Origin of the sequence: Streptomyces sp. NPDC002619 (assembly GCF_042889305.1) — a bacterium.
Lineage (GTDB): Bacteria > Actinomycetota > Actinomycetes > Streptomycetales > Streptomycetaceae > Streptomyces.
Window position 1 is genome coordinate 1 of the sequence record NZ_JBIAQV010000144.1, and the last position, 1,960, is coordinate 1,960.

Annotated in this window: 1 protein-coding gene and 2 pseudogenes; 1 reads left to right on the top strand and 2 read right to left on the bottom strand. The window is 66.4% G+C overall.

Going from position 1 to position 1,960, the window contains the following annotated elements:
• Positions 1-174 precede the first annotated feature (174 nt).
• The gene (locus ACFYXB_RS45880; protein WP_389591450.1) at positions 175-651 is read left to right on the top strand and encodes a hypothetical protein; all 477 of its coding nucleotides are present in this window, start codon (positions 175-177) and stop codon (positions 649-651) included.
• 214 nt (positions 652-865) lie between these two features.
• Here the strand turns inward: ACFYXB_RS45880 and ACFYXB_RS45885 are convergent.
• Together ACFYXB_RS45885 and ACFYXB_RS45890 are read right to left on the bottom strand one after the other, a co-directional pair.
• Positions 866-1,690: pseudogene (locus ACFYXB_RS45885) on the bottom strand (IS5 family transposase).
• 166 nt (positions 1,691-1,856) lie between these two features.
• Positions 1,857-1,960 (bottom strand): annotated as a pseudogene (locus tag ACFYXB_RS45890) (oxidoreductase); the annotation flags it as partial.

Sequence of the window (1,960 nt, forward strand, 5' to 3'; positions counted from 1 at the left end):
CATCTCGAAGCGTGGAGAACGGCCGCCTCCGCTGTCCCGGGAAGAACCGCAGATCAGCAGGTCGGGTGACGTGCGAGGTTAAACGTCAAGCTAAGGAGTTTCGGTGGGCCGCCCGCCGGGTTCTGGGTGTTCCAGCGGAAGCCGGTCCGGATTCCGGTACCCGGACCGGAAGAAGTGGCGCGATGGGCCGACGAGTGGTTCGCCAGGGACGACCCGGTCGACGCCATGCGGGGTGAGGGGCGTGGCAACGCGGCCGAGCGTTTGGTGAAGAAGAACAAGGCTTTCGGACCAGGGGGGTTCACGCTTGCCCCGACACTGGAGGCAATCATCGAGGCGACGGGTGACCTGGCCGGCCACACGCTCGCCGTCGTCGTGCTGACCTCCGCACCGGGCGACGGTGCCGCCGTCATCGCCACGCTGAAGAGGGCTGCCCGCTATCCCGTCTTCTGGGCGTTCGTCGGAGCGAACGACGACTTCGAACGTGTTCTGCACCTCGGCGCACTGGACACCTTGGGAGAGCGCCCCGGCGACCCGGAGAACGTCCTGGTCCTGAAGACGCGGGGGTGGAGGTCGGAGTTCGGCGGATGGTGGCGGACCCGGCAGATCAAAAAGGCGTCGGCCCGCTGGCGCCGCCGCGTCCCGCTGGGCTGAGATACCCCGTGCCTGGCGCGGCTCGGGAGAAGAACCGGAGCATTTCCCGCGGGTGCTGCCTCACCACCACCGCAAGGCCGTGCCACTCTCGTGCCAGAACGGGTGGGGACTCACGGGGACTCGGCGGCAACAACGGTGCAGACTCAGGGCCTTGCTCCAAGCCACGTCTTCGCAGCTCACGTCACCAACCGCCCAACCTCGCTCCTAAGAACTCCTAACAAAGTGAGAGGTTCCTCAGTCGTCGCCAGCAGATGATGCTGCAGGCCAGGCTGAGGAAGGCTTCGTGGATGTCGTCGCGGATCTCCCAGCGGATGCGTAACCGGCGGAACCAGTGCAGCAGCGCGAAGCTCTGCTCGACCACCCATCGGTGGACGCCCAGTCCTGAGCCGTGTTCGGTGCCGCGGCGGGCGATGACCGGGGTGATCCCGACCGCCCGGACCTGCCGGCGGTATTTGTCGTGGTCGTATCCGCGGTCGGCGTAAATGGTGTCCGGCCGTCGGCGGGGCCGTCCGCGTCGGCCTCGCACCGGAGGAATGGCCTCGATCAAGGGCATGAGCTGGGTGACGTCATTGCGGTTTCCGCCGGTCAGTGACACCGCCAGCGGGATGCCGTGCGCTTCGGTGATCAGATGGTGCTTCGAGCCTGTTCGGGCACGGTCGACCGGGCTCGGTCCGGTTTTGGGCCGCCCTTCAGGGCCCGGACATGGGAGCCGTCGATCACCGCCCTGGACCAGTCCAGCGCGCCGGCGGCGTGCAATTCGGCCAGCAGCGACTCGTGCAGACGTTGCCAGACTCCCGCGTCGTTCCAGTCGCGCAGGCGTCGCCAGCAGGTCATCCCCGAGCCGAAGCCCAGTTCCTGGGGCAGGAACTCCCACGGAATGCCGGTGTAGCACGAACAGGATGCCGGACAGGACTTTCCTGTCATCCAGACGCTTGCGGCCCGGGTGATCCGGCCGGCGCGGCACGACCGGCAGCAACGGCTCGATCCGTACCCACAGCTCATCCGGCACGATCCACGGCGGCTGCTGACCCTTCCTCATGTACTGGTCAACAACCCCACAACCACCCACATTCCAGGGCCACTTTGTTAGGAGTTCTAAAGCGGGTGTCGCAGGTTCGAATCCTGCTGGGGGCACAAGGGAAAAGGCCCCGGACCGATCATGGTCCGGGGCCTTTGACATAAGTTGTTGACATCAACGAGGGCGGTCACTCACGGCCGGGGCGCCTCTTGAGCAGCCGGCCCATGTGGCTGATGGCCTCGCGCTGCGTGTCCTGCACGACGTGCGTATAGACGTCCATGGTGATGCTGA